Raw genomic sequence first — 21,165 nt, 5'->3', positions numbered from 1 at the left:
GATCAGAAGGATTCGATCAGGGTGTCGAGCATGCTCAGCACCGTGCTCATGACCTGAGCGTTTGCCGCATAGGCCTGTTCGATGGTGACCAGCTGCTGCAACTCGTCATCGACGTTGACGCCCATGAAGCCAAGGCGCGTTTCCTGCACCGTCATGGCGCCCGCAGCGTAGGATTCGGCCTGCGTTTCGGCGTTGGCGCGGGTGCTGTTCTGGCTGGCGATCAGCGACGACATGTAGCCCGCGAGCGTGGCGCTGCCATCGAGCCCGACCGAGGAGTCGAAGCTGGTCGTGCTGTCGAGCGCCGAGATAAAGGCATTGAGCTGCGTGGCGTCATTGGCCTCGCCCTCGGTGGTTGCGGCCATGCCGTCGCGCAGACGCCACAGCGCGCCGCCCTCTTCGGGAAGCACGGCGCTGTTGACCGCGATGCGGCCAGCCAGCCCCGCTTCGACCGGATCGCCAAGGGCAGCGCCAGCATCGGTGAACAGGCCCGCATCTCCGGCACCGAGCGAGGCGTCGGCCTCTTCCATCACACTCACCAGAGCGCGCGCCACCTCGTCGAGCTGCGCGCTCATCTCGGGGATAATGTCATTATAGAGCGAAATCTTCCCGGCCAGAGACCCTTCGGAGATCCCGCGCGCGCCGCTGACGCCCGGCGTGATTTCGACGTCGCCCGCACTGAGCACGCCGGTGCTGGCGTCAAAGCTGATCTCGGTCGCGACCTCGCCCTGCAGCAGCGCGGTGCCGCCGGTGGTGAAGATCTCGACCCGCCCCTTGGAGTCGGTGCGCAGGGTGAAGTCCATCTGCTCGGCCAGACTGTCGAGCTTGGCGGTCATCTCGTCGCCAAGCGCCATCTCTTGGCTGTCGCTCAGCTTGCCGCTGGCGATCTGTGCGTTCATCTCGGCCAGATCGGCCAGCGCCGAGTTGATGCCCGCGACGTCGGTGTTGATCGCGTCGAGCGCTGTATCGCTGGCCTCGCCGAGCTTTTCCGAAGCGCTGTTGAGCTGATCCGCCAGTTCCTGCGCGTCGGTCACAGCAGCGCGCTGCAACCCGCTGTCCGAGGGCGTGGCCGCAGCCAGCGACAGCGAGCTTTGCAGGTCGGTGAGCCGGGTCAGCAGGGTGCTGTCGGATTCCGTATCCCCGAGCTCCGAGGTGTAGAGCGAGAGGCCGGTGGCGATCGCATCCTGCGTGGCGGTGCGCGAGACCTCGTCGCGGTACTGGCCGTCGAGCGAGCTGCTGACGGCGCGGGTGATCTCGCTGACCGTGACACCGCCCGTCGCGCTGCTTTCCATCACCGTCGTGCGCCGGGAATACGCGGCGTTGTTGGCGTTGGAAATGTTGCTCGAGGTCGTTTGCGCCCAGCGGGAGGTGGTGCTCATCCCGCTGCGCGCCGCGTTGAGTGCCCCGGTAAGGCTCATGATGCGATCCTATCTGCCGTGCGTCAGCGTTTGAGGTTGACCGTTTCGTTCAGCATATCGTCGGCGGTGGTGATGATCTTGGCGTTCGACGAATAGGCGCGCTGGCGCTGGATCAGGCTGGTCAGCTCCTGCGCGATGTCGACGTTCGATCCCTCGACCCCGCCAGAGGTCAGCGTGCCGGTCTGGCCGGTGCCAGCGGAGCTGAGGTAGAAGGCGCCGGAATCGTTCGACACCTGGAAGGTCGAGTTGTTCGACGTGGCCAGACCGTCGGCATTGGCGAAGGTCGCCAGCGGCACCGAGTAGAGAACCTTGCGGTTGCCGTTGTCGAACAGGCCCCAGACATCGCCGTTCTCGTCGAACTCGACGCTGGTCAGCACGCCGCTTTCCGCGCCATCGGCCTCGACGGTCATCGGCGTGTAGTCGCCAGCGAACTGCGTCAGCCCGTCGAACTCGTTCGGCGCGCCCAGCGACAGCGTCAGCTGCTGCGGCGTGTCGCCGTTGTTGATGGTCAGGGTCATCTCGCCGGTCGCGGCGTCGAAGGCAAAGGCGGCGGGCGCCGTGGCCAGCGAGGTGGCGTTTGCATAGCCGGACGGAGAGCCCGCGTTCGCGCCGCTGTTGTTGAAGCTCATGGTGACGGTGCCATAGTCGCCGTCGGTGCCCGAGATGGTGACTTCCCAAGTGTCGTCCACATCGGTGGGCTGGAAGGACAGCGTCAGCCGGTCAGCCTCGCCCAGCGAGTTGTAGTATTCGACCGAGGTGGTGAAGGCGTCGCCCGGCTCATCGACGCCGGTTTCCTGCGAGGGCAGCGTGCCGCTGATCGACACCTCGGAGGTCGCCGTGCCATTGATCGCCACACTGGCGATGTTCACCGGCTCGAGGTCGGCGAAGGTCGAACGGTCCACGGTGCCAAGGCTGCCGGAATCGTCATAGGCATAGCCCATCAGATAGAGCCCCTGCCCGTTCACAAGGTTGCCGTCTTCGTCCGGTGCAAAGCTGCCGTCGCGGGTGAACACATTGCCGGTGGTATAGCCGGTCTCGATGTTGGAATTCACCACGAAGAAGCCGGTGCCGTTGATCGTCAGGTTCGAGCCGACCGAGGTCTCGGTGTAGCTGCCTTCGGTGCTGTTGGAGTGGATGGTCGTGGTCGAAACACCGGTCGATGTGCCGCCGGTGGCCGCGGTAGAGCCGGAAGTGACCATCTGCGCAAAGCTGCGGCGATAGCCGATGGTGTCGGCGTTCGCGATGTTGTTCGAGATGCGCTCGACCGCGTTCGAGTTTGCCGTCAGGCCGCTGACGCCGGCCGCCATCGCGTTGGAAATACTCATGTCCGTCTCGCCCCATTGGTCGAAGGTGAACCTATCTTCTCCAATCACTTAGGAGGCGCGGGTTTCACCATGGTTAAAATCATCTTTACTTGTGTTAATTCAGCGAGAGGTCGCTGAATCTTGCCTGACCTTGCCGGGGCGCGGTCAGTTCAGTTTGTTGACGTCCGGAAGAACGTCCAGCGTCTCCTGCGCCTTGTCGATCCGCGCCCGCGCCGTGTCTTCGCGCAGGGGCAGCAGCGCCGGTGCATCGGTGGTCAGCCCGCGGGCGATCTCGGCCCAGCCCGGCAGCTCGGTCAGGCTGGGAAACTCGCTGGCAAGCGCCGCCGCACGATCCGCCGCCCCGCTGCGATGCTCCGACAGCAAAAGGCGGATGGCGTCGGGCAGTGGCATCTCCTTGCCTTCGCGCACATGCAGCGTCTCATAGGCCGCCGCCGCCGCGGGCCAGTCCTTGCGCTCGAAATGCGCCAGCGCCTGAAGCCGCAGGATCTGCGTCGTCTCACCGGCCCCGCCGCTGCTGTCCAGCAGTTCGGCGGTCTGGCCGGTCTCATCGAAATAGCGGGCCGAAACCAGATCGAAGCGGGTCTTCAAATCCGGATCCGTCAAGGTGATCGGCTGCAAAAGCAGCGTCCCGAGGGCCTCGAACTGGCCGCCCGCCAGCAGGGTCTCGGCTTCTTTCACCTTGAGGCGCGATAATTGCCCCTCGTCTGCGGTGGTGATGCCCAGGTCCTGCGCCGCCGTAAGGTAGTCGTGAGTGGTGGCATATTCTTCGGCGGCTATCTTGGTTGCGCCAGCCTTGCGGAACGTGTCCGCAAACTGCTCGGAGGCCAGCGCGAAATTCTGAGTAAAGCGGAAGTAACGCGCGATGCGCGCGTGATCGGCCATGAAGCGGCCGAGCGGGATCTCTCCCTCAGCGCCCTTGCGGTAAAGCTCTTCGATCAGCGCCCGCGCCTTTTGCTGCGCGGCGGTGGCCTGCGCGCTGCCGGGGCGGCGCGTGACGATGAGCCCATAGCTCTCGATGGCGTCGGTGGCCCGCCCGGCGATCACTTGCAGCGAGGCCAGCTGATCAAGCGTGTCGCCTTCCGAGGCATCGCCGCGCCACATCTCGGTTTCGAGCTTCAGAAGGCGGATGGCTTCGGTGGTGGCCAGCGCATCCTTGGTCAGCCCCAGCGTGATCAGCGCGCGGCGCGCGCGATGCGCCCAGATGTCCTGCCCCTCGATCGCCTGCGCGTAACTGTCGAAAGCGGCAAGCGGCTGGTCGGCGGATTCGGCAACCTTGCCGAGCAGGAAGTGATAGGCAGTGCCGCCCTTGAGTTCCGGGTAGCCCTCGAAAGCGGCGGCGATGTCCCGCGCCAGCCGCCATTGCCCGGTCTCGATGGCGCAATCCAGAAAGCCCGGCAGAACGCGCGCCTGCACGGGCTTCGGAAAGCGCGACAGCCGCGTGACCGCGTCGGGCAGCAGCGGGCCAGCTTCAGCGCAGGCCGCGTCGCGAATGTGCGAGATGGCAAGAAACAGCGGCTGGTCGGGCCAGCCGGAATGCGCCGGATCGAGCAAAGTGGCGGCGCGCTGGGTGAGTGGCCTGCCACGTGGATCGATCAGCCCCAGCGCCAGTTCGAAAGACCGCGCCCGAAGCTCATGCGCGGGCGGCACGCCTTCACCCTCCACAGCCTGCAGCACCGACAGCCCTTCGGGCGACATCGCATGGGCAAAGAAGAACTCTGCCAGATCGGTCAAGGCGCGGGCCTGTTCCGGCTGACTGTCCCCAGCGGCGATCACCGCATCCATCAGGCGCGCGCGCTCTTCGAGGAAAGGCTGCTCGGGGCGCTGACCGAGATAGAGCGCCGGAGGGTCGATCACCCGTGGCTCGGCAAGCAGCGCATGGGTGAACTGCGCGACCTGCTCGGGTCCGCCCCGCTCGGCGAGCACCGGGCAGGCGCAAAGAAGCAGGGCCATTACGGCCGCATGTTTCCCCACGAATGCACAAGAATAGCTCACCACTTACGCCTGTCTGGTCATCATTATGCTTGCGTTATCTTAGCAAACGCCGCATCATCAGCAAGAAAAGAATGGTCACGCAAACATTAATAGGCAATTTGCATGGATAATTCGATTTATGTCGCGCTTTCCCGGCTGACCGCGCTCGAGCGGCAGATGGACGTGACGTCGAACAACATCGCCAATGCCAATTCCACCGGCTTCAAGGCCGAGCGTGTGCTGTTCGAAACCTATCTGCAGAAAGACGACGCGGCGCTGGCCGGAGAAGGCACGAACTACGTGCTCGACCGCGGATCCTACGTGGACAACAGCTCGGGCGCGGTGATGCCCACCGGCAATACGCTTGACCTCGCGCTCAGCGGTGAGGGCTGGTTCGCCTATGAAACGCCGCAGGGCGACACGGCCTTCGGGCGTGACGGCGCCCTTATACTGGATGCGCAGGGGCGGGTGATCACCGCCAGCGGCGCGCAGATCCTCGATGCGGGCGGCGCTCCGATGGTGCTGCCCCCCGATCAGGCCTCGACCGTCAGCATCTCGGACGACGGGGTGATCTCGGACGCCGAGGGCGCGGTGCTGGGGCAGGTCGGCGTCTTCACCCTGCCTGACCGCCAGAGCCTTGGCCGTTCTGGTGGCGGCATGTTCGTGCCGCAGGATGGCAATGCCCAGCTGCTCGCCGATGAGACCAACACGCGGGTGATCCAAGGCGCGGTCGAGATGAGCAATGTTCAGGCGGTGACCGAGGTGACCCGGCTGATCGAGATCCAGCAGGCCTATCAGCAATCGCTGAACTTGGTGCAGCAGGATGACGAGTTGAAAAAGGAAATGCTGACCCGGATCCGGAACAGCTGAGGAAGGGACGATCATGAAGGCACTCGGGATCGCCGCAACCGGCATGATGGCGCAGCAGACCAACGTCGACGTCATCTCCAACAATATCGCCAACGCCAACACCACGGGCTTCAAGGCGTCGCGCGCCAGCTTCACCGACCTCATCTACGAGAACGTCACGCGCGAAGGCGCGGTGACCGCCGAAGAGGGCAACACCCGCCCCACCGGCCTCGACATCGGTCTTGGTGTGCGCACCGCGGGCACGGTTCGTCTGAACACCCAAGGCGGGCTGGCGCAGACCGAGAACCAGCTCGATATGGCGATCGACGGACGCGGCTATTTCACCGTGAATATGCCCGACGGCACGCAGGCCTATACCCGCGACGGCTCGTTCCGCCTGTCCGCCGAGGGGCAGATCGTCAACGAGCAGGGGTTCGAGATCGACCCCGGCGTCGTGCTGCCCGATGACACCGTGTCGATTTCGGTCAGCGAGACCGGCATCGTCAGCGCCTATGTCGGCGATGACACCATCCCGGTCGAGGTTGGGCAGCTGACGCTGACGACCTTCGTCAACGACGCAGGCATGCGCCCGCTGGGCAACAACCTGCTGGAGGCCACCGTCGCCTCGGGCGATCCGATCCCGGCGGTGCCGGGCGACGAGGGCGTCGGCATCCTGCGTCAGGGCTATCTGGAAAGCTCGAACGTCGACATCATCAGGCAGATCACCGACCTCATTCAGGCGCAGCGCGCCTATGAGATGAACTCCAAGGCTATCGAGACCGCCGATCAGATGATGTCTGCGGCCAACCAGATCAGGTAAGCCATGGCCCGCCTCGTTCTGCGCCCCGTTCTGCACCTCGCCTCGCTTCTGGTCGCGCTCGTGCTGGCACCGCTCGCCGCGCAAGCCGAAGACCCTGCGGTGCTCATCGAAGAGCAGGCCCGGATGAGCTGGGCCGAAGCGCTGCCCGCGGCGGCAGACCTGCGGGTGCGCTTCAAAGGCGCGCAGATCGAAGACGCCGAGATGATCTCGGCCTTCTGGATGGATCGGGACAGCGGCCAGTTCCTCGCCAATGCGGTCACCGATGAAGGTGTCACGCACCGGCTGCAGGGCTTCGTCGTCGCCACCCAAAGCCTGCCGGTGCCGATCCGCCGCCTGATGCCGGGCGAGCTGATCACCGAGGCCGACATCAAGATCGTGGACATGCCGCTGAGCCGTGTCGGCGCCTTCACCGTGACCAACCCTGACGGGCTGGCCGGGATGCAGGTGCGCCGGATGCTGGCGCAGGGCCGACCGGTGATGACCCAATCGGTGATGCAGCCGCTGGTCATCGGCCGCGGCGACAAGGTGAATATTCTCTATGACGACGGTCGTTTGGTGGTCACCGCCCCCGGCCGCGCGCTCACCGATGCCCATCGCGGGCAGGATGTGCGCATCGTCAATCTCGTCAGCAACACCCCTCTCGTCGCCGTCGCGCGCCAAGAGGGGCTCGTGGAGGTGATCCGATGACCCCGCTTCGCCATGGCCTGATGGCCGTTTCCGCGCTTGGCCTTCTGGCTGGCTGCGGCAGCCCCGCTTTCGACCGTGACCCCGAAGTGAGCCGGGTCGGACTGGATCCGCAGACGCTGGCCGAGGCGCGCAGCGTCAACATCCCGATGCCGCCGCCCAAGCCCGACCGCATCCCCTACCGTGCCGAGGGTGCCTCGCTGTGGGAGCGCGGCTCGTCCGGCTTCTTCGGCGATCAGCGCGCGACGCAGATCGGCGACATCCTCACCATCCTCGTCGAAATCGAGGACGAGGCCTCGCTGAGCAACGAGTCGGACCGGACCCGCACGGGCGGCTCGACATTGGGCTTCCCCAGCTTCTTTGGCTACGGCACGCAGATCGACAAAATCCTGCCCGGCGTCGGCCCCGAGGATCTGCCCTCCGGCGATAATATCGTGGACATCACCTCGACCACCGGCGCCTCTGGTTCTGGCTCGATCGACCGCGAAGAGACCATCAACCTGCGCATGGCCGCGCTGGTGGTGCAGGAACTGCCGAACGGCAATTTCGTTGTCGCGGGTCGGCAGGAGGTGAAGGTCAACGAAGAGCTGCGCGAACTGCGCGTGACCGGCATCATCCGCCCGCAGGACATCGACCGCACCAACGCCATCCCCTACGACAAGATCGCCGAAGCGCGCATCTCTTATGGCGGTCGGGGCTCGGTCAGCCGTCAGCAGACGCGCGGCTATGGCGAAGACGTCATGGACGTAATCCTGCCGTATTGAGTGCGAAGTGGCCGGATTATCGCCGCTATTTGAGAAAACTCTCGCCCGAATCGTCGGCCATACCGGACCCTGACAGTAGAAACTGCGGGACTTCGTTATGAAGAAATCATACATCGCCCTGGCCGCGCTGCCCCTTATTTTTGGGGCCGTGGGCTATGGTGCCGGACAAGCTCTGGCCCCCGCTGCGCATCCGCAGGAAGAGCAGACGGCAGAAGCCGGGCCTTCCGAGGCCGAGCAGATCCTCGACGATCTCGCGACAAAGGCCCCCGCTCACGCCACCTCGCCCGAGGATGGCGGCGCGATCGGAACGCCGCAGCACAATGAGCACGCCGACAATGGCACGCATCGGGAAACCGAGATCAAGGCCGAGGCCGAAACGCCGCCGGGCGTGCTGACCGAGGATCGTCTGGGCGATTCCAGCGTCGTGACGCTGGGCAAGATCAGCGTGCCGGTCTACCGCGCCGAGAGCATCACCTATGTGGTTTCGGAAGTCGGCGTTGCCATGCGTGACAGCCAGACCGCCGTCACCTTCAATGTGGCCGAGAACGCCTCGCGACTGCGCGACGCGATCCTGACCTCGATGCACCGCGCCGCCGACGGCCCGACGATGAAGGGTGTGAACATCGACACCGGCGAGTTGTCGAAAGCCCTGTCCGCAGATCTGAAAAAGGACTTCGGCGACGATGTCTCCGAAGTCCTCTTCCTGTCTTTGGTGAAGGCCGACGTGCCCCGGACCTGACGGTCCGGAGCGCGCGCCACATCAGAGGATTTCTTCCACAGCCCCCGCAAGCACGGTGTCGCCATTCTCCAGATGGAGCGTGGCGAGCCCGTCTTCATAGGTCATGCTGGCGACTTTCGCCGGCGCGTAGGTCTGCGAAGCGATAGTGTTGCCATCAGTGTCCAGCGCCTCGACGCTCACCGTATAGCTGCCCGCGGGCAGCGGCAGACCTTCGTAATCCATCCCATCCCAAGTGACGGTCTGGCGCTCGGCCGATGAGGTCTCGAGCCCGGTGTAGGTCCGCAGCACGGTGCCATCCTCGGCGGTGATCGTCATCGTCACGCTCGCGGCGTCCGATGCCAGCGCATAAGAAAGTTCCGCCGAAGCGCCATCGCTCTCCAGCGTCACCTCATCGGTCGCCGCCACCACCGAGCGCCCGATCAGCGAAAGCCCGGTGATCGCGCCCATGGACGCCAGCTGCGAGGCGATGCCTTCGAGGTTCGAGTTCGTCGCCACCGACTGTTCGACCTGACTGAGCTGCGCCAGCTGCGAGATGAACGTCGTGCTGTCCATCGGCTCGAGCGGGTTCTGGTTCTCGATCTGCGCGGTCAGCAGGGTGATAAAGCTCTCGTAGTCCTCGGAAAGCTGGCTCATCGAGGAGCTTGCCGAGGTCGTCGTGGTGCTTGTGGTGGTCGTGCCGAATGGATCAATCGCCATGGTGAACCGTCCCCGTCAAATCCTGATGTCCACGCTGCCCTCGGGCAGGCGGAGGGTTTCTGTCTGTGCCGCCCCGGCAAGGCCCGAGGCCTCGTCGCCCGCGGTCCCGTAAGTGATAAAGCCGCTGTCGGACCCGCCGCTGGCTCCGCCCTGCGCGCCGGTATCGCCGCCAAGGTCGGAGAAGCTGAGCGCGCCATCCTCCACCGCGTGCCCGGCGTCGCGCAGCATGGCGACCAGCCCGTCACGGTCCGCGCGCAGCGCCGACAGCACCGCCGCCTGATCGGCCCGCACGACCACCTGCATCTTGCCTGCCTCATCCGGTCCGAGCGAGATCTCGACCTTGCCCAGTCCTTCGGGTTTCAGCTCGACCTTGATCTGTCCATCGTCGCGCAGGTTGGCGCGGATCTGGCCCATGATCTCCTGCCCTTGCGGCGCCGCCATTTGCGGTGCGTTTCCGGCAAGCTGCGAGGCCGCCATGGCGCTCGCGGCGATCGGCATGGCCGACACCGGGGCCAAAGGCGTGGCCTGCCCCTGCAGTGTCGTGCTTTGCGCCACCTGTACCTGCGCGTCCCCACCGCTCAGAGCGGCGGGCGTGAAGGCGGCGGCAGAGGCTTGCGCCGCACGTTGCGTGTCCGTGCCAAACTCCGGGGCGTCCTCAGTGCCGGTCTCTGCCCCCTGCTCCCCGGTTTCGGCATTTGTGTCCGCCTGCGTGTCCTGCAATTGCTCCGTGGCCAGGTCGGTCAGATCCGCCGCCGCCTGCGGCGCATCGGTGCCTTGAACCATCCCCGCGCCGCGCAGCGGTGATGCGACCAGTTGGTCGAGCCCCACGAGGACCGGGCTGAAGGGCCGCGCAACCTCCTGCGTCATCTCCGCTGCCACATCCAGAACGTGGCTCAGCAGCGCAGCAAGCTCCGCGCCGTCGCCCTCGATCTCTTCGGAGACGTCGAGCAGATCCTGCAGGTCCGACACGCCCTCCGCGAGCTGCCGCCACGGCGTCTCGGTCTCTTCGGTCTCGGTACTTGCCTCAAGGGTCTCGGCCTGCGCATCGCCAAGGTCGGCCACCATGGCCTCGACCCGCGCCATCAGCGCCGGGTTCGCTGCCATCTCAGCCCCGAGGCGCGCAAGAAGCGGCGCAAGGATGTCGGCGATCTCGGCGTCGCTCAGATCGGGATCGGCCAGAGCCGCCTCGGTCTCGGCCAGAAGATCGGACAGCGCGCTCTCCTCGGCCTGCTCCCCTTCCGTCGCCGCCTCTCCGCCGAGCAGCGCAAGCAGCCCGGCAAAGGGTGTTTCCGCCTCAGCTTCCTGAGCCGTGTTCGTGGCATCGGTGGGCGTCGCCACGCCGATGGCACTGAGCAAATTGATCATGACAAAACGTTCCGTGAAAAACCCCGGTCAATAAGATTGCGGCGCAGCCTCAGCATCGCGCGCTTTTCCACCTGCCGCAGCCGGTCCTGCGACACGCCGAGATCGCGCGCAATGCTGCCGAAAGGTTCCGGATCAGGTTGCAGGCGGCGGCGGCGGATCACCTCGGCCTCTTCCGGGGTCATCGGGGCCAGAGCATCTGCCAGAAGCCGGGTCAGCATCGCCCGCTCGCTTTGCTGCGAGACAAGGTCTTCCGGCCCCAGTTCGGCGGAGACGAGGATGTCGCGCGGGCGCTGGTCTTCGTCATCGTCGCCACCATCGAGCGCCACCATACCCTGCGTTGCAAGCCGGATGAGCGCACGCTCTTCTTCCGGCAAACGACCGGAATGCGCATCGAGAAAGGTGCGTGCCGGGATATCGATCACCGCCTTGATCCGCGACAGAGCGCTTGAGATGCCATTCATCACCCACCATGCCGCATAGGTCGAGAAACGCACCTCCTGCTTGCGGTCAAAGCAATCGGCGGCCTTGATCAGCCCCAGCATCCCTTCCGCAGCGAGATCCTCCAGATGCACCGGGTTGTCGGTGAAGCGCGCGGCCTGAGACCACGCCTGCCGCGCGTGAGAGCGCAGCAGCACCTCCAGAGCCTTCCGGTCTCCGCTATCCTGCCAGCTGCAGATTGCGCTGCGTTCCTGCTCTACATCGAGGAACGGCTCGCGCATCGCCGCCTGGTACGTCATGGACATCATGAAGAAACGCCCAACTCATTCTTGCCTGCAAGAATAAGTAACCACAGTTCTTCAACCGGCGGAAGAATATAATGATTTATTGAAGGTTAAACCGGGTCGCGAGGCTGCTCTGCAACGGCACATCTTCGCGCTCGGGGGCTCCCATCACCGCGCGCAGCATGGTCTCGGTGCGCCCGGCCCAGTCGGCAAGACGCAGCGGCGCGTCGGACACCTGCAGCAGATCCGCCGGGACATCGAACGGATCCGGTGCCGAAAAGCCGGGGTCCAGATCGGCGAGATAGACGGACAGTTGACGCTGCCAAAGGAAATCCGGTCGCGCGAACAGCGCGGGATCGGGCAGCAGCGAGCGACGGTCCGCCAGCCAATGACGTCCCAGGCAGCGGCCCAGACCAATGCTGAAGCGCTGCGCATCCACGCGGTGCCCTTCCAGCCGCAGCGCGGCGGCACGGCGCGCCGCCGCATGCGCCATCAGGTAAAGCGCGTCGGTCTCATGCTCCATGGGCACGCCGCCAAGGCTTTGCGCCAGCAGCAGCGCCTCGCCCACAGCTTCACCCAACTGCTCCGAAAAGGACCGAGATCCTTCGGGCAGCATCACGATCATCGTGCCATAGGGCAGCTCGATCGGCAGCTCTTCGACCAGCACATCCCCCAGCGGAAGCGCGGGCGCAAGCTCAAGCTCATCCGCCATCACCAGCGGGCGCGTGCATGCGCCACCCGCCTGCAGCACCGCCACGCGAACCGGCAGGATCGCGGTGAAGGCCGCCTGAAAGCGCGCACCATAGCTCTTGGCTGGCAGAGACACGCCGTCCCGCCAGATAAGTGTAAGTACATCGCCACTACGCATGATCGTTACCCGTGCCCCAGTGAGTCTTTCCCCAGGTTCACATTAGGTTTTGAGAAGATTTCCGGATACCCACCAAATGTTAACCAAGCCGCTAGATATAGGTCTCTTGACCTTCTCAGACTCTACATGCGGATGGTGGGAGGGCTGCATTAAGGCGCTGTAATTGCGCGATTCTTGATCAAATGGAAAGGGGATTTCGCCGATGTTAGCGCTTTCCACACCCTCGGAGTTTTCTTAACATATCGGAAATTACGTGTGGATATGCGGCGTAGTGCTGCAAATCGAACACTAGATATGGTGAAAAATTGCGCCGTCTTGGGGTGCTCGCCCAGAGGATTAAGGCTGCGCCGCGGCGGGATACTGCAATGTGACGCTGATGCGGCGATTCTCCGGGGCGTCCGGGTGTTCGCCATCAAGCGGCGCAGTGTCCGCAAGGCCCGAGATCCGGCTGATCCGCGCCGGATTCACGCCGGTGTCGACCAGCACGCGGCGGGTGGCATTGGCGCGGTCGGCGGAAAGCTCCCAGTTCGAATAGGTGCCCGCGCGGGTGTAGGGCACCGAGTCGGTGTGCCCCGAAATGGTGATCTCATTGGGCAGATCGACGATGGCCTCGGCCACGATCCGCAGCAGATCACGCGTGCGCGCCTCGATCCGCGAACTGCCGGTGGCGAACATCGAGCTGCTGTTCTTGTCGACGATCTGGATCTCGAGCCCATCGGCGCTGCGCTCGAACAGCAGGTTGTCCTGCAGCGCCTGAAGCTGCGGGTCTTCGGCGACGCGATCGGTGATGGTTTCCTCGAGCCGATCCTGAGTCTCCTGCCAGTCCTGCTCGGCGCGCTCTGCTTCGGCGGCATCGGCGGCAGCCTGCGCTGCGGCCACGCCATCGGCGACGCCGTTTTCGCCGGTGTTGATCGTCTGGCTGTCCTGCTCGCCCTTGGGGCGGCTGTCAAACTCGACCACCACCTGCGAGTCCACGTCGCGCAATCGGCTGTCGAAGACCGCCAGCGGGTTCTCTTGCCCGAAGCTGGGCAGTTGCACCGGCGTATGCGGCCCGTCGGTACCGCTCATCACGCCATCCTCGGCGAGCACCATACCGTCGAGCAGGCCCTCACCCCGGCCTCCGGCCTCGGACAGGCTGGGCGTAAAGTAGTCGGCAAGCCCGCGCAGCTTTTCCTCATCAGACGCGGCGAGGATCCAGAGCAGCAGGAAAAACGCCATCATCGCGGTCATGAAGTCGGCGTAAGCCACTTTCCATGCGCCGCCGTGATGGCCGTGACCGCCACTCTCCTCGACCTTCTTGATGATGATCGCTTGCTCGTTCCTGCCTGCCATGGTGCCGTGTTACTCCTGCCCGGCCATTACGGCGCGGTCGTATTTTCCGAGGCCTGCCTCTTTGGCGTGGGCGGCCTTCTTGCGCGAGTAGCTCGGGGCCACCAGCGGGAAGTCTTCGGCCAGACCAAAGGCCGCACGATATTGCGCTTCGGTCATGCCATGTTCGGCACCGAGGTGGCGCTTCAGCATCTTGAAGCCGCGGCCGCAGCACAGGCAATAGACCTTGTCCTCGGTCACCGCCTGATCGACCGGCAGAGCCGGACGCAGGCCGCCTTCGGCCCTTGGCGCCGTGGTTTCGACCGGCGCTTCATGAACTTCACCGGTCAAGCGCCGGTAAAGGCTTACGATTTCATCCGGGCTCACATCGGGGCGCGAAGCATAGGCCGCCACGATACGGGCGACCATATCCTGAGAGTCGTCATGTCCGTTCATTCTACCATCCTGCCAATCGTCTTCTGCGTTCGCATCGCCGGAACCAGACGGTCTTCTGTCCGTCCTTGTCTGTACTTTGAGGTCTGTTCTTCATGTAGTCTGTTCTTGACCAGACGCGCCCGGCGAGGGGGACTGCACTTTTACCTTACAGAGATTCTTGTCTCTCGGGGTATTTAACCTTCACACTCCATGTTTCGAGCGGCTTCCCGCCGGTCAATATAGGCCTTCGAGGCAAGGGGAGAACCCTCGGGCAAGCGCCATTTCTTGCGGTATTGTTCGGGAGTCATGCCTAGTACTTCCTGCAAGTGTCGGCGCAACAAAGGTTTTTGCATTCCTGTTTCGCGGCAGACCAGCATCGAATATGACTCCTCGGAAAGCGGTGCCTCCTCGACCCGCCGCCAACGAAAGACTCGCGACAGAAACCCATGCAACACTTTACCCATTCCCTTGTCTCTTCTTGAGCATCTCCTGATGAGGCAAATAGGAAACTAAGGTTAATCTAGGTTGAACAAAAAGAGTTGACGTTGGTTCATGGGAATTTTTTTGACAAAACTTTGTCCGGGAGGTGACGCATGACCCAGCGTGCGTCATTTGCTGCGGTGGTCGAGCGCGATACCGCGCGCCGGAACGCATGGGCCGACCTGCTTGCACTGAATGGGGCGCGTCGAGTGCTGCGCCGCGCCCGACCCGCCGAAGCCCGCGATCTTATTGCGCCCGGCGTGCCGCTGACCGCGATGATTGTCGGGCTCTCCGCCCATGGCGCGCGCGACGACGACATGCTTGCGTTGATCGCTGGCGTCCGCAGGCACGCACCCGATGCGGTGATCCTTGCGATTGACCATGGCAACCGGCCCCGCGGTGCCGCCGAAATCTTTGCTGCCGGCGCCGATGACGCGCTGCGCGCCGATCACGATCCTTCGGAATTGCAGGCAAGGCTCTCGGTCCGGCTGCAGCGCGTCTCTAACGCCGGGCAACGCGCCGCGCGCTTGGTGCAGCTTGGGCTGACGCCGCTTGAAGAGCGCATTCTCGGCTGCCTGAACGCCCGGCGCGGAGAGATCATCAGCCGCCCGGCGCTCGCCGCCGAGGTCGAGGGCACCGAGTGGAGCTATGGCGACCGGCGCTTCGACGTACATATCGCGCATATCCGCAAGAAGCTGGCCGAGCATTACGGCGACGCCCTGCGCGTGCGGACGATCCGCGCGCAGGGCTATGTTCTGGAGGGTGACGCGCCGCTTTAGGCGGCGCAGACCTCGCGCAGCGCGGCGAAAGGTTCGGTCCAATCACCTGCCCGCTGCTGACGATGCAGGGTCAGCACACCGTACCAAGGATCGGTTTCCGCCTCGCGGCCCCAGTACCACATGCATTCAGCGCCGGTGGGCACCAGCACATGCGTCTCGGGATGACCCAGTGCGCCGCAGATATGGGCGGTGGTGTTGTCGATGGTGACCACCCGCTCGACCGCTGCGCATTGCGCCGCGAAGCTTGCCAGATCGCTCATCTGATCAACTTCGGGATCGGTGTAGAACTCCAGATCCGGCCGCACTGCGCGCGCCGCGGCGATCTCTTCGTCGGTGCGCCCATATTGCAGGTTCACCACAAAGGCGCCTTCGGGCAGCAGCTGCACCATCTCTTCCAGCGGCACCGAGCGCAGATAACCGATCAGGCTGCGTGCGGCCCAGGCCATGCCAAATATCGGACGATCGCCCGCAAGCGCGGCATAGCGCTGACGGATCTCGCGCACCTTGCGCGGGTCGGGTCGGAGATAGCTGCCGCGACGCGCCGCCGCCGGGTGATCGGGAATGAAGCGCACCAGATCGCCAAGCGCGACGGCCTGCCCCTTTGCCGGGGTTTCGATGGTCACCCCAATGTCGTCCTTCGCGATCACCTTCAGCCCCAGCGCGTTGCCGTCCAGCAGATCGACCTGCCGCGGGTCCGCCGCAAAAATCACCTCACAACCCTCTTTCACCGGCAGCACGCGGGTCAGCGCCAGCAGCGCCAATTGGTCGCCGATGCCCTGCTCGCCAATGAGCAGGATCCGGTCCTGCGCCATGAGGTTTTCTTTCTCCGAGTTTTCGGAGGGCACGGTCGCACGGTAGTTCGGCGTATGGCGGCGGAAGTAGTTCGGCACACCCTCCTCGTAATCGCCCAGCGAGAAACAGAAGGTGCCATAGGCGCGGGCGGGCTCTTCAAGCTCGGCCACCATATGCATCGATTCCAGATAGGCGTGGCGCGCCTCGGTGTAGTCGCCGGCATCAAGATAGGCGTTGGCAACAAAGGCACGCGAACGGGCATAAGACGCCGGATCGGTGAACTCATAGCCCTCGGCGGCTTCGATCAGGTCCTGATGGCGCGACTGGAAGCGCAGCGCGCCCAGCAGGATCACCATCGCAAGGTCGCGCGCGCTGAACGCGCCCGCCAGCAACTCGCGCGCCCACTCCTCGGCCTCGACCATACGCCCGGCATGGAACAGCGCCGACAGCCGCGCCATCTTGCCCTGATCGGTGTCCGGCGACAGCTGGTAGCCACGCTCAAGCCATTTCACCGACGCCGCCTTGCCGTCCTCGGTTTCGGCAAGCTGCGTGCCGATCTCCAGCGTCAGTTCTGGATCGTCGATCTTTTCGGCAATGGGCCCGAGCACTTCCACCGCTCTCGGCACGCGGGCGGCCTTTGACATCAGGCTCAGATAGAGCTTCATCATCGGAACTTCGCGGTTCCCGGCCTGAAAGGCTGCGGCCATGTATTTCAGCGTCGGCTCGGGCTCACCGCAGAGGAAGTGCGACTTGGCCAAGCCCGTCAGCACCTCCATCAGCTTCGGCGCGGTTTCCTCGGCCTTGGCGAAGAACGCCTTCGATGTCTGCGCCTCACGCCGCTTCAGCGCCGCCATGCCAAGGATGACCCAAGGGTGGGGGTTGTCGGGGATCGCACGGGTCAGCGGCACGACCAATTGGCAGGCTTCCGGCAGCTGGCCCGCCTTGATCAGCTGATAGGCCTGATGGATCGCCAGAGCCGCATCGCCTCCCACCCCATAGAGCTTGGCTCCGCGGGCCGCGATGGCCCGCTTTTCCTTGCGCGAGAGGACTTGGGTGCTCATGAGCTCTCCTTCGGGATAGCAAAATATTCGGTGCTGCTTGCGGCGAATGTGCTGTCGGCGATGCGATACCCGGCCTTGCGGCACCAGCCTTGGGCAAAGCCGATGATGTTCTGGCGCTGGACCTCGATCCAGATCACCGGCCGGTCGCGGGCGATCAGATCCGCCGCTCCGGCAAGCACATCAAGCTCCATGCCTTTGGCGTCGATCCTGACAATGTCGATCCGCTCTTTGGTCAGCAGATCGTCAAGCGCAGGCGCCTCGGAGCGCCGCGCGGGGGCGGTCATCAGGCCGGTGCTGATCATCGGCATAGGCGCGGGCGCGGGCGCTTCGGCGGGAGCCGGGCGCAGCCGCTCTACCAGCGTGTCGAGCCCGTTGGCCGTGATGTTCTCTGCAAGCAACTGTGCCTCGGACTGCACCGGTTTGGGTTCGAGCAGGTAAATCTTCTCGGGCGCGAGGTTGCGCGCATACCAGACAAGGTGGTTGCCGACATTGCCGCCGACCTCGGCGATGCGCGGGCGCTCGGCCTTGACCAACTTCTTGAGCTTGGCGAGCGACTCCGCGCCGTAGAAATGCCCCTCGACAAAGCTGTGCTGGATCGCATCTGCCGGGTCGGTCAGGCGCATCCGCACCGGAGTGCCCTGCCCGTCGTCGAACTCGGCCCAGACCGGGACCTGCGCCAACTGCGCCCGCCATTGCAGCGCGACCGCGCGGCTCCAGTCCGCGCCGGTGGCCGACCGCGGGCCGGTGGAATGCATGCCGCGTTTGTTGAGGAAGAAGATCTCTGGCCGTTTGGCGCAGCGCGCTTCGGCCCAGAGACGGCAATAGAACTTATAGTCCTCGCCAGTGTCGAGCGCCGTGTCGAAACCGATCCGCGCCGCAAGGCCGGTGCGGTAAAAGCCGCCGATCTGCACCGCGTTGTAGGGCGCCACCGCCAGATATTCCGCGCGGCTGTCCAGCGTGGCGGGTTGACCCTCGCGCAGTTCCGGCTCGCCGGTAGGCTCCAGCGTGCAGATCAGCCCCCAGACCACGTCCAGTTCGGGCTCGGCGGCGATCACCCGGCCAAAGGCCTCAAAAGCGTTGGGGGTGAGCACGTCGTCCGCGTCGAGAAAGAACACCCAGTCGATGCCCTCAGCCATCGCCCGCTGCAGTGCCTCGTTGCGCCGGGCAGAGCGGCCATAGCGGCCCGCCGTGTCGTCCATCATGAAGTGGTGGACCTCGGCGAACGGCCCCATGTCAAAGGCCCTGGCCTGCGCCACGGAGGGCGCGCAGACCTGCTCAAACAGCGCTTCGTGACCCGGACCGACCGGCGTGATCACCGCGCATTTCATTTCTCGGTTCCCGGCACAGTGTCGAAGGCGAGATCGAACATCGGCGCATCGAAGGCCAGCGGCAGTTCCACCGCGTCCATCATGGTGCCGGTCATCAGCCCAGCCCCCACGAGCGCGGCCAGCGCCACACGCACCGGCGACAGGATGCGCCGCGACCGGGCCTTGCGCGGCGCCACAAGCGGCTGCGGCGCGATCTCTTCCGCCGCGGGCTCGGGGGCGGGCGGCGGCACGATGGCACCGGGGGCGACGAACACCCCATGATCCGTCACCGTGACCTCTGCCAGACGCGGCGACGCGGCAAAGCGCTGGCGCAGCCCTGCGGGGAAGCGCGCCTCGGGGATGTCGATCACCAGCGGCTCACCGGCGCTCCAGCCCGCGACCGCCTTGCGCGGCAGGACGAAGCGCGAGAAGTCATCGCGAAAGCCGACCTCTTCGACCAGCACGGTGCGGGCGGTGATCGTCACCAGTTCCGGCGCCAGCGTCACCCGCACGCCGCGATAGCCAAGGCTGATCTCCGCCTCGACGAACTGGCAGTCGGCATCACGCACGACCTCGGCAGAGGCATAGCCTTCGGGCATCTCGCTGGCTTGCGGCTTGCGGCGGCGCAGGGGCTTGGGCGCTGGCTCTGAAAAATGCAGCCTCGGGCGCCAGCGGAAGGGCTCGGCGGGCTTCGGCGCGGCGGCGACGGGCTCGGGCGCAGGGGCAGGCGCGGGACGCGCCTTGCGCTCTTTCTCGAAGCGGTAGTTGATCAGATAGTCCTCGGCCATCTCGGCAAGGTCATCCTCGCCCGCCACCAGCTTGAGCAGCTTCTGCTCATCCGAAAACAGCACCCGGCGCGTCGGATAGCCCTCGACCGGCGGCACCACCGCAAAGCCGCCCTTCGGCGCATCCAGCACCGCCGCCGCCTTGCGCAGGACCGCAGCCCCCTCGTCGTGATGGTGCAACAGCATCTCGCAGGTGCCGGCCTCATCAAGGCACAGCGCCAATCCAATCTCTTCGGGCCATTCGGCGAAAACCGTGCGCAGCTCGCAGGCCTCGAAGAAATAAGCGAGTTTTTCGGCTTTCATGATCAAGGCCTCGAACAGTTCTTCGACTTCCCGATCTATTCTTGATTATACTTGAACAAAAGTCAAATTTACTTATGCTTGGACATGAGCACCGGCGTTTTCCGGCAACAAGAGCCCAAGCAGAGATCCCATCCATGACGTTGATACTCGGCCTCGCCCTCGTTTTCGGTCTCGTGTTCGGCGGGTTCATCCTGTCGGGCGGCAAGATGGACATCGTGCTGCACGCCCTGCCCTTCGAAGGCATGATGATCGGCGGCGCGGCGATCGGCTCTTTCGTCATCGCCAACAGCTTCTCGGTGATCAAAAGCTCGGGCAAGGGCATCGTGAAGGTGATGAAGGGCCCGCGGTGGAAGACCAAGGATTACACCGACCTTCTCAACCTGATGTTCGAACTCTCGCGCATCTATAAGGCCAAGGGCATCCTCGCGCTCGACAGCCACATCGAATCCCCCAAGGAAAGCGACATCTTCGCCCGCTACCCGCGCATCGCGGCGGATCACTTTGCCATCGAACTGATCCGCGACAGCTTCCGCATGCTGTCGATGCAGTTCGACGACAAGTACCAGACCGAGGATGTGATCAACCGCAAGATCAAGAAGCACCACCACGAGGCCATGGCTCCCGCCCATGCGATCCAGCAGGTGGCCGACGGTCTTCCGGCGATCGGCATCGTCGCGGCGGTTCTGGGTGTGATCAAGACCATGTCCTCGATCGACCAGCCGCCCGAAATCCTCGGCGCGATGATCGGCGGCGCGCTGGTGGGCACCTTCCTCGGCGTGTTCCTCGCCTATTGCATGGTGCAGCCGATCTCGGGCCGTCTGACGCAAATCGAAGACGAAGACGCCGCCTTCTACCACATCATCCGCGACATCTTTGTCGCCATGGTCGCCGATCATCCGCCCAGCATCTGCGTCGAGATCGGCCGCGGCAACATTCCCACCCGCATGCAGCCTGATTTCTACGAGGTCGAGGCCGCGCAGAAGGAACTGCCCGCCGCATGACGCGCAGCGCCGCCTTCGCCCTCCTTGGGCCCCTGCTTCTGGCGCTGCTCGCGGGCGGCGCCTTTGCTGCGGGCGCTCCGAAGGACGAGGCGGAAGAGGAAGACCCCGGCTTCATGTCGGCGGCGCGCGGCGGCACGTTTACCGAGATGCCCCCCTCCGGCAACGGCTTCCCCGCAGATCTGCTCGCGGCCATGCGCCGCAAGCTCGGCGGCGAACGCCCGGTGCCCGATGCGCCGGACGCGCCGGCTCCTGCCAATGGCCACTGAGGCCGTCCGCCGCCGCCTGCGCGCGCTCGAGGTGATGGAGCGCCTCAAGTCGCTCGAGACCGAAAAGCAGGCCGCCGAGACCGGCGCGATCCGCGCCCGCATGGACAAGCTCGAAAACGACAAGACCGCCCTGCTCGACCGGCTGTCGGGCGAGTCGCGCATCGACGGGCTCGAAGGCGCGCCCTATCTCGGGCGGTTCATCCGCTCCATCCGCGCCGAGGTCGACCGCATCTCCAGCGATGCCGCAAGGCTCGCCCCGGAACTGGCCCGCTCCGAAGAGAAGCTCCGCGCCGCGCTGGCCGAACAAAAGACCTATGAGATCCTCCGTCTCAAGCGTCTCGCCGAAGAGCGCCGCGCCGCCGAAAAGCGCGAGGCCGAAGCGCAGGACGAGTTGTCGCTGCTGCGCTGGCGGCGCTGATCGCGGCTGGAC

22 protein-coding genes are annotated in these 21,165 nt (G+C 64.9%); 9 read left to right on the top strand and 13 right to left on the bottom strand.

Going from position 1 to position 21,165, the window contains the following annotated elements:
* Window positions 1–2 precede the first annotated feature (2 nt).
* The 3 genes from flgK to G0A00_RS16840 form a co-directional block, all read right to left on the bottom strand.
* On the bottom strand, window positions 3–1,415 hold the full coding sequence (gene flgK, locus G0A00_RS16850) for a flagellar hook-associated protein FlgK (protein WP_164180813.1): 1,413 nt from the start codon (window positions 1,413–1,415) through the stop codon (window positions 3–5).
* Window positions 1,416–1,438: 23 nt separating this feature from the next.
* Window positions 1,439–2,740 (bottom strand): flagellar hook protein FlgE, encoded by a 1,302-nt coding sequence (locus G0A00_RS16845; RefSeq protein ID WP_164180811.1) that lies wholly within the window; start codon window positions 2,738–2,740, stop codon window positions 1,439–1,441.
* A 144-nt stretch (window positions 2,741–2,884) separates the two neighbouring features.
* Window positions 2,885–4,690 carry a hypothetical protein gene (locus tag G0A00_RS16840; RefSeq protein ID WP_164180809.1) on the bottom strand — a complete coding sequence of 602 codons (1,806 nt, stop codon included), beginning with the start codon at window positions 4,688–4,690 and terminating at the stop codon, window positions 2,885–2,887.
* A gap of 144 nt (window positions 4,691–4,834) precedes the next feature.
* Here G0A00_RS16840 and flgF point away from each other — a divergent pair, with 144 nt between their 5' ends.
* The 5 genes from flgF to G0A00_RS16815 all read left to right on the top strand — a co-directional run bounded on the left by flgF (window position 4,835) and on the right by G0A00_RS16815 (window position 8,567).
* Complete coding sequence (flgF, locus tag G0A00_RS16835; protein ID WP_164180807.1) at window positions 4,835–5,581, top strand: flagellar basal-body rod protein FlgF; 747 nt, start codon at window positions 4,835–4,837, stop codon at window positions 5,579–5,581.
* 13 nt (window positions 5,582–5,594) lie between these two features.
* Complete coding sequence (gene flgG / locus G0A00_RS16830; RefSeq protein ID WP_164180805.1) at window positions 5,595–6,380, top strand: flagellar basal-body rod protein FlgG; 786 nt, start codon at window positions 5,595–5,597, stop codon at window positions 6,378–6,380.
* A 3-nt stretch (window positions 6,381–6,383) separates the two neighbouring features.
* A complete protein-coding gene (gene flgA, locus G0A00_RS16825) occupies window positions 6,384–7,067 on the top strand; it encodes a flagellar basal body P-ring formation chaperone FlgA (RefSeq protein ID WP_164180803.1) in 684 nt (227 codons plus the stop codon).
* Window positions 7,064–7,828, top strand: coding sequence for a flagellar basal body L-ring protein FlgH (locus G0A00_RS16820; protein WP_164180801.1), 765 nt, complete (start codon window positions 7,064–7,066; stop codon window positions 7,826–7,828). The genes flgA and G0A00_RS16820 overlap by 4 nt, the downstream gene beginning before the upstream one ends.
* Before the next feature lie 97 nt (window positions 7,829–7,925).
* A complete protein-coding gene (locus G0A00_RS16815; RefSeq protein WP_164180799.1) occupies window positions 7,926–8,567 on the top strand; it encodes a hypothetical protein in 642 nt (213 codons plus the stop codon).
* Between the two features lie 21 nt (window positions 8,568–8,588).
* Here G0A00_RS16815 and G0A00_RS16810 read toward each other — a convergent pair whose 3' ends face one another.
* From G0A00_RS16810 to G0A00_RS16780, 7 genes are all read right to left on the bottom strand, one after another.
* Window positions 8,589–9,263: a flagellar hook assembly protein FlgD gene (locus tag G0A00_RS16810; RefSeq protein WP_164180797.1), complete on the bottom strand. Its 675-nt coding sequence runs from the start codon at window positions 9,261–9,263 to the stop codon at window positions 8,589–8,591.
* 15 nt (window positions 9,264–9,278) lie between these two features.
* Window positions 9,279–10,628, bottom strand: a complete 1,350-nt coding sequence (locus G0A00_RS16805) for a flagellar hook-length control protein FliK (protein WP_164180796.1) — start codon at window positions 10,626–10,628, stop codon at window positions 9,279–9,281.
* Window positions 10,625–11,374: a sigma-70 family RNA polymerase sigma factor gene (locus G0A00_RS16800; protein ID WP_066111122.1), complete on the bottom strand. Its 750-nt coding sequence runs from the start codon at window positions 11,372–11,374 to the stop codon at window positions 10,625–10,627. The genes G0A00_RS16805 and G0A00_RS16800 overlap by 4 nt, the downstream gene beginning before the upstream one ends.
* A 76-nt stretch (window positions 11,375–11,450) precedes the next feature.
* Window positions 11,451–12,176 (bottom strand): hypothetical protein, encoded by a 726-nt coding sequence (locus tag G0A00_RS16795; protein ID WP_164180795.1) that lies wholly within the window; start codon window positions 12,174–12,176, stop codon window positions 11,451–11,453.
* Between the two features lie 378 nt (window positions 12,177–12,554).
* The gene (locus G0A00_RS26825) at window positions 12,555–13,550 is read right to left on the bottom strand and encodes a flagellar motor protein MotB (RefSeq protein WP_164180794.1); all 996 of its coding nucleotides are present in this window, start codon (window positions 13,548–13,550) and stop codon (window positions 12,555–12,557) included.
* Between the two features lie 9 nt (window positions 13,551–13,559).
* The gene (locus G0A00_RS16785; protein WP_164180793.1) at window positions 13,560–13,982 is read right to left on the bottom strand and encodes a MucR family transcriptional regulator; all 423 of its coding nucleotides are present in this window, start codon (window positions 13,980–13,982) and stop codon (window positions 13,560–13,562) included.
* Window positions 13,983–14,155: 173 nt separating this feature from the next.
* Window positions 14,156–14,425, bottom strand: a complete 270-nt coding sequence (locus tag G0A00_RS16780; protein WP_164180792.1) for a MucR family transcriptional regulator — start codon at window positions 14,423–14,425, stop codon at window positions 14,156–14,158.
* A 129-nt stretch (window positions 14,426–14,554) separates the two neighbouring features.
* Between G0A00_RS16780 and G0A00_RS16775 the strand changes: the two genes are divergently transcribed.
* Window positions 14,555–15,220, top strand: a complete 666-nt coding sequence (locus G0A00_RS16775; RefSeq protein ID WP_164180791.1) for a response regulator transcription factor — start codon at window positions 14,555–14,557, stop codon at window positions 15,218–15,220.
* On the opposite strand, the gene G0A00_RS16770 is transcribed toward G0A00_RS16775, so the two are convergent.
* Genes G0A00_RS16770 through G0A00_RS16760 form a run of 3 tightly spaced genes read right to left on the bottom strand, consistent with a single transcriptional unit; the run spans window position 15,217 to window position 19,468 of the window.
* Complete coding sequence (locus G0A00_RS16770) at window positions 15,217–17,073, bottom strand: hypothetical protein (protein ID WP_164180790.1); 1,857 nt, start codon at window positions 17,071–17,073, stop codon at window positions 15,217–15,219. The two genes, G0A00_RS16775 and G0A00_RS16770, sit on opposite strands and share 4 nt — an antisense overlap.
* A complete protein-coding gene (locus tag G0A00_RS16765; RefSeq protein WP_164180788.1) occupies window positions 17,070–18,401 on the bottom strand; it encodes an FkbM family methyltransferase in 1,332 nt (443 codons plus the stop codon). Before G0A00_RS16765 ends, G0A00_RS16770 begins: the two co-directional genes overlap by 4 nt.
* On the bottom strand, window positions 18,398–19,468 hold the full coding sequence (locus tag G0A00_RS16760) for a hypothetical protein (protein WP_164180786.1): 1,071 nt from the start codon (window positions 19,466–19,468) through the stop codon (window positions 18,398–18,400). The genes G0A00_RS16765 and G0A00_RS16760 overlap by 4 nt, the downstream gene beginning before the upstream one ends.
* Before the next feature lie 134 nt (window positions 19,469–19,602).
* On the opposite strand from G0A00_RS16760, the gene motA reads away from it, so the two are divergent.
* Genes motA through G0A00_RS16745 form a run of 3 tightly spaced genes read left to right on the top strand, consistent with a single transcriptional unit; the run spans window position 19,603 to window position 21,153 of the window.
* Window positions 19,603–20,469: a flagellar motor stator protein MotA gene (gene motA / locus G0A00_RS16755; RefSeq protein ID WP_066111107.1), complete on the top strand. Its 867-nt coding sequence runs from the start codon at window positions 19,603–19,605 to the stop codon at window positions 20,467–20,469.
* Complete coding sequence (locus tag G0A00_RS16750) at window positions 20,466–20,735, top strand: hypothetical protein (protein ID WP_164180784.1); 270 nt, start codon at window positions 20,466–20,468, stop codon at window positions 20,733–20,735. The genes motA and G0A00_RS16750 overlap by 4 nt, the downstream gene beginning before the upstream one ends.
* Window positions 20,725–21,153: a flagellar FliJ family protein gene (locus G0A00_RS16745; protein WP_164180782.1), complete on the top strand. Its 429-nt coding sequence runs from the start codon at window positions 20,725–20,727 to the stop codon at window positions 21,151–21,153. Before G0A00_RS16750 ends, G0A00_RS16745 begins: the two co-directional genes overlap by 11 nt.
* Window positions 21,154–21,165: the final 12 nt, after the last annotated feature.

The organism is Salipiger sp. PrR002 (assembly GCF_010500775.1).
GTDB lineage: Bacteria > Pseudomonadota > Alphaproteobacteria > Rhodobacterales > Rhodobacteraceae > Salipiger.
Note: the sequence above shows the minus strand (reverse complement) of the source record. Positions and strands in the feature narration are given on the sequence as shown.

Bases quoted from the DNA above. Each gene is read 5' to 3' on its own strand.
- flgK (WP_164180813.1), bottom strand. From the start codon at position 1,415: ATGAGCCTTACCGGGGCACTCAACGCGGCGCGCAGCGGGATGAGCACC.
- G0A00_RS16845 (WP_164180811.1), bottom strand. From the start codon at position 2,740: ATGAGTATTTCCAACGCGATGGCGGCCGGCGTCAGCGGCCTGACGGCA.
- G0A00_RS16840 (WP_164180809.1), bottom strand. From the start codon at position 4,690: ATGGCCCTGCTTCTTTGCGCCTGCCCGGTGCTCGCCGAGCGGGGCGGA.
- flgF (WP_164180807.1), top strand. From the start codon at position 4,835: ATGGATAATTCGATTTATGTCGCGCTTTCCCGGCTGACCGCGCTCGAG.
- flgG (WP_164180805.1), top strand. From the start codon at position 5,595: ATGAAGGCACTCGGGATCGCCGCAACCGGCATGATGGCGCAGCAGACC.
- flgA (WP_164180803.1), top strand. From the start codon at position 6,384: ATGGCCCGCCTCGTTCTGCGCCCCGTTCTGCACCTCGCCTCGCTTCTG.
- G0A00_RS16820 (WP_164180801.1), top strand. From the start codon at position 7,064: ATGACCCCGCTTCGCCATGGCCTGATGGCCGTTTCCGCGCTTGGCCTT.
- G0A00_RS16815 (WP_164180799.1), top strand. From the start codon at position 7,926: ATGAAGAAATCATACATCGCCCTGGCCGCGCTGCCCCTTATTTTTGGG.
- G0A00_RS16810 (WP_164180797.1), bottom strand. From the start codon at position 9,263: ATGGCGATTGATCCATTCGGCACGACCACCACAAGCACCACGACGACC.
- G0A00_RS16805 (WP_164180796.1), bottom strand. From the start codon at position 10,628: ATGATCAATTTGCTCAGTGCCATCGGCGTGGCGACGCCCACCGATGCC.
- G0A00_RS16800 (WP_066111122.1), bottom strand. From the start codon at position 11,374: ATGATGTCCATGACGTACCAGGCGGCGATGCGCGAGCCGTTCCTCGAT.
- G0A00_RS26825 (WP_164180794.1), bottom strand. From the start codon at position 13,550: ATGGCAGGCAGGAACGAGCAAGCGATCATCATCAAGAAGGTCGAGGAG.
- G0A00_RS16785 (WP_164180793.1), bottom strand. From the start codon at position 13,982: ATGAACGGACATGACGACTCTCAGGATATGGTCGCCCGTATCGTGGCG.
- G0A00_RS16780 (WP_164180792.1), bottom strand. From the start codon at position 14,425: ATGGGTAAAGTGTTGCATGGGTTTCTGTCGCGAGTCTTTCGTTGGCGG.
- G0A00_RS16775 (WP_164180791.1), top strand. From the start codon at position 14,555: ATGACCCAGCGTGCGTCATTTGCTGCGGTGGTCGAGCGCGATACCGCG.
- G0A00_RS16770 (WP_164180790.1), bottom strand. From the start codon at position 17,073: ATGAGCACCCAAGTCCTCTCGCGCAAGGAAAAGCGGGCCATCGCGGCC.
- G0A00_RS16765 (WP_164180788.1), bottom strand. From the start codon at position 18,401: ATGAAATGCGCGGTGATCACGCCGGTCGGTCCGGGTCACGAAGCGCTG.
- G0A00_RS16760 (WP_164180786.1), bottom strand. From the start codon at position 19,468: ATGAAAGCCGAAAAACTCGCTTATTTCTTCGAGGCCTGCGAGCTGCGC.
- motA (WP_066111107.1), top strand. From the start codon at position 19,603: ATGACGTTGATACTCGGCCTCGCCCTCGTTTTCGGTCTCGTGTTCGGC.
- G0A00_RS16750 (WP_164180784.1), top strand. From the start codon at position 20,466: ATGACGCGCAGCGCCGCCTTCGCCCTCCTTGGGCCCCTGCTTCTGGCG.
- G0A00_RS16745 (WP_164180782.1), top strand. From the start codon at position 20,725: ATGGCCACTGAGGCCGTCCGCCGCCGCCTGCGCGCGCTCGAGGTGATG.